This window comes from Mycobacterium sp. 1245852.3, assembly GCF_001669335.1.
Classification (GTDB): domain Bacteria; phylum Actinomycetota; class Actinomycetes; order Mycobacteriales; family Mycobacteriaceae; genus Mycobacterium; species Mycobacterium europaeum_A.
The window spans coordinates 1-4,613 of the sequence record NZ_LZLL01000070.1 but is presented as its reverse complement, the minus strand read 5'-3'; the positions used below and the strand labels follow the sequence as shown (position 1 = coordinate 4,613).

At 65.4% G+C, this 4,613-nt stretch carries 1 protein-coding gene; it reads left to right on the top strand.

What is annotated here, in order from left to right; translation table 11 throughout:
• Positions 1-4,613: condensation domain-containing protein (locus A9W96_RS03160; protein WP_156765095.1), on the top strand; the 4,613-nt coding region annotated here is incomplete at both ends.

The following is a 4,613-nucleotide window of genomic DNA, read 5'->3' as shown; positions in this document are numbered from 1 at the left end:
CGGTGCCGGTGGGGGTGGTTGGTGAGTTGTATGTGGCCGGTGCTGGTGTGGGGGTGGGGTATTGGCGGCGTGCGTCGTTGACGGGGTCGCGGTTTGTGGCGTGTCCGTTCGGGGGGCCGGGTGCGCGGATGTATCGCACCGGGGATTTGGTGTGCTGGACACCCGATGGGCAGTTGCGCTATGTGGGCCGCGCTGATGAGCAGGTCAAGATTCGCGGGTATCGCGTCGAGCTGGGGGAGGTGCGTAGCGCGTTAGCTGGTGTGGTGGGGGTGGAGCAGGCGGTGGTCGTCGCTCGTGAGGATCCACCCGGTGATAAGCGGCTGGTGGGTTATGTCACGGAATCCCGTTCGGGTGCAGTCGATCCCAGCCAGGTGCGTGCTCGGCTGGGTGAGCTGTTGCCGGCCTATATGGTGCCGGCTGCGATCGTGGTTCTCGACGCCATGCCGCTGACCGTCAACGGCAAACTCGACCAGCACGCCCTACCGGCCCCGCAGTATCGCGGCCGGGACCCCTACCGCGCTCCGGCGACCGCGCTGGAGGAGATCCTGGCTGCTGTCTATGCGGGGGTGCTGGGTGTCGAGCGGGTCGGGGTCGACGATTCGTTCTTCGAGCTCGGCGGGGACAGCATCTTGTCGATGCAGGTGGTGTCCCGTGCGCGAACTGCTGGGGTGTTGTGTCGGCCACGGGATGTCGTTGTCGAGCAGACGGTAGCCCGACTGGCTCGGGTGGCGATCTTCACCGACGGGGAGGTCGCCGTCGCCGACGAGGGTATCGGCCGCGTCATGGCGACCCCGATCATGGGCTGGTTGCGCGATGTCGCGGGCCCGGTCGATTTGTTCAACCAGACCGTCGTGGTGCGGGCCCCGGTCGGCGTGGCCGAGGCCGACGTGGTGGCGCTGCTGCAGGCGCTGCTGGATCGGCACGCGATGTTACGGCTGCGGGTCGACGACGATGGCGCCGGTGGCTGGTCGCTGATGGTGCCCGAGGCCGGATCGCTGCGGGCGCAGGACTGCCTGCAGCAGGTGGACGCGCTGTCCGATGAGGCCCTGATGACGGCGCGGTCCCGGTTGAACCCCACGTCCGGGATCATGCTCAGCGCTTTGTGGGTGCCTCGTCCGCAGCAGTTGGTTTTGATCGCCCACCATTTGGCCGTAGATGGCGTCTCCTGGCGAATCATCCTGGAGGACATCAACATTGCCTGGGCCCAGTGTCGAGCTGGGCAGGGCATCGTGCTTCCGTCGGGTGGGACGTCGTTTTCCACCTGGACAGCACTGCTGCACGAACACGCCCACAACGCAGCGGTGGCGAAATTTGCCGACGCATGGCGTCAGGTCTCAACGACGCCCGCGACGTTAGCGGCCGCGCGACCGGAGGTGGACACCTATGCCACGGCGGGGCGGTTGTCCGCGGTCTTGGATGTCGAAACGACCCAGCAGCTGATCGCTGAGGTACCTGCGGCGTTTCACGCTGGGGTGCAGGACATCCTGTTGATTGCGTTCGGGTTGGCCTGCAACGAGTTTCTCGGCGCCGCCGGGGCGCCGATCGGCATCGACGTCGAGAGCCACGGCCGCCACGAAGAGCTGGCCGCCCATGTCGATCTATCGCGCACGGTGGGATGGTTCACCACCAAGTACCCGATATCGCTGGTCGCCGGGGAGCTGTCCTGGCCGCAGGTAGTCGCCGGTGATGCCGCGTTGGGACCGGTGATCAAGGACGCCAAGGAACAGCTGCGTGCCTTGCCTGATGGCTTGACCTATGGCCTGCTGCGCTACCTGAACCCCGACGTGAACCTGAAGGGCGTTGACCCGGCGATCGGATTCAACTATCTGGGTCGCCTCGGCGCAGAGACCGGCGAGTTCTCCGGCGAACTCTGGCGTGTCGACCAAGACAGTTTGTGGGTGACGAGCATGGCCTCCGCCATACCAATGCCGTTGGCGCACACCGTTGAACTCAACGCCGCCGCTGTGAACACCCCTTCCGGACCGCGAATGCAGTCCAACTGGACGTGGGCGGCAACGGTTCTCGACCGCGAACAGATAGACCGGCTGAATCGGCTGTGGTTCGAGGCGCTAGCGGGCATCTGCCGACATGTCCGCGCCGGCGGAGGAGGGCTGACACCCTCCGACATCGTGCCGGCCCGACTCAGCCAGCGACAGATCGACGAGCTACAACAGGGACACGGGATCGCCGACGTGCTGCCCCTCACGCCGCTGCAGCAGGGACTGCTGTTCCATGCCACCCTCGCATGCGACTCGAGCGACGACATCTATGCGGTGCAGCTGGAAACGGTCCTGTCTGGCCCCTTGGAACCGACCCGGCTGCACGATTCGCTGCACAACATAGTCAAACGACATCCCCACCTTTGCGCCGAATTCTGCACCCGCTTCCGCGAGCCGGTGCAGATCATCGCTACCGATCCCGAAATCACCTGGCAATATGTGGACCTCGAGGGCAGCACCGACGTCGAGGGAGGGATCGAGCGTGTGTGCGCCGCTGAGCGCGCCGCGGTCAGCGACCTCACCGAGGGATCCCCTTTCCGGGCCGCGCTGATCCGCACCACGACAGACCAGCATCGGCTGGTATTGACCAATCACCACATCGTGCTGGATGGTTGGTCGCTGCCGATCCTTCTGCGGGAGATCTTGGCCTGCTATCAGGGGCACCGGTTGCCCGAGCCGGCACCGTATCGCGGGCTAATCAGCTGGCTTGCCCGCCAAGACCATGGCGCGGCCAAATTGACATGGATCAAGGCGCTCAACGGGTTTGAGAGTCCCACCCTGGTAGCCCCGGCAAGAACCCTGACCCTCGGGCGCCGAGGTGTCGAATCGTTACGAATCTCAGCCGAAACCACCGGGGCCCTTCGTGACCTGGCACGCTCGAGGCATACCACCCTCAGCACCGCGCTGCACGCCGCGTGGGCCCAGATGCTCGTCCTGTTCACCGGTCAACACGACGTCGCCTTCGGCACCGTGACGTCGGGGCGGACCGTCGATGTGCAGGGCGTCGAATCGATGGTCGGTTTGCTGATCAACACCACGCCCGTGCGCGCGCGTATCGCTGCCGCAACTACCGTCGCCGACCTCCTGGACCAACTCCAGGCCTTTCACAACGACACCGCCGAACACCAGCACTTGGCGCTCAGCGACCTCCAGCAGATCGCCGGCGTCACGGCGCTTTTCGACACCCTGTTCGTCTACGAGAACTATCCCATCGACACCGCCGGACTGCTCGACGCAGGCGGTATCACCATCACCGAGATCACCAGTCGCGAATACAACCACTACCCGCTGACCGTGCAGGTGATCCCCGGTCGCGAACTGGGCATCCGAGTCGAATACGACACCGACGTGATCGACGCGGCCACCATCGACGCACTGATCAATCACCTACCGCGATTGCTGGCTGCCATGACCGCCAGCTGTGACAAACGACTGTCGTCGATTGACGTCGTCGGCCCGGTTGAGCGTGCCGTGCTGGACGGCTCGAGTAATCGGTCGGTCTTGACCGCGCCCACGCCGAGGGTGGTGTCAATTCCCGAGGCATTCGCCGCCCAGGTTGCGCAGACCCCACAAGCCGTGGCGGTCACTTTCGAACACCGCAACATGAGTTACCGAGACCTCGATGAGGCGTCGAACCGGTTGGCGCACTTGCTGGTTAGACACGGAGCCCGCACCGGTGAACGGGTTGCCCTACTGATCCCCCACGCGGCCGAGTCTGTGACGGCGATCCTAGCGGTGCTCAAGACGGGGGCAGCGTACGTGCCGATCGACCCCGCCCATCCCGACACCCGGATCGGTTTCATGCTCACCGATGCCGACCCAGTCGCCGTCCTGGCCGGTGCGGGATTGGCCGGCCGGCTGGACCCGTACGACGTGGTGGTGATCGACCTCGCTGACTCCGCTGCCGATTCCCAACCCGCCACCGCGCTGCCGGCCCCGGCGCCACAGGATATCGCCTATCTGATCTACACCTCGGGCACCACCGGTGTCCCCAAAGGGGTTGCGGTGACCCATCACAACGTCACCCGGCTGCTGGCCGCGCTGGATCCCGCACTGCCGCCGGGGCCCGGCTCGGTGTGGTCACAATGGCATTCGCTGGCGTTCGACGTCTCGGTGTGGGAGATCTGGGGCGCCTTACTGCGTGGCGGTCGGCTGGTGGTCGTGCCTGACTCGGTGGTGCGTTCCCCACAGGATCTACATGCCTTGCTGGTCAGCGAACAGGTCAGCGTTCTGAGCCAGACGCCGTCGGCGTTCTATGCACTGCAAACCGCCGACACTCTCGAGCCCGGGCTGGGAGAGCGGCTAAGACTGCAGACGGTGGTGTTCGGTGGGGAAGCGCTTGAACCGCAACGTCTTCGGCCGTGGCTGGGCAGCCACCCACGGCTGCCACGACTGGTCAACATGTACGGCACCACCGAAACCACGGTGCACGCTTCATACCGAGAGATCGGGGCCGGTGACCTCGAGAGCATTGTCAGTCCCATCGGGGTGCCGTTGGATCACCTGGCGTTCTTTGTCCTGGACCAGTGGTTGCGTGCGGTGCCGGTGGGGGTGGTTGGTGAGTTGTATGTGGCCGGTGCTGGTGTGGGGGTGGGGTATTGGCGGCGTGCGTCG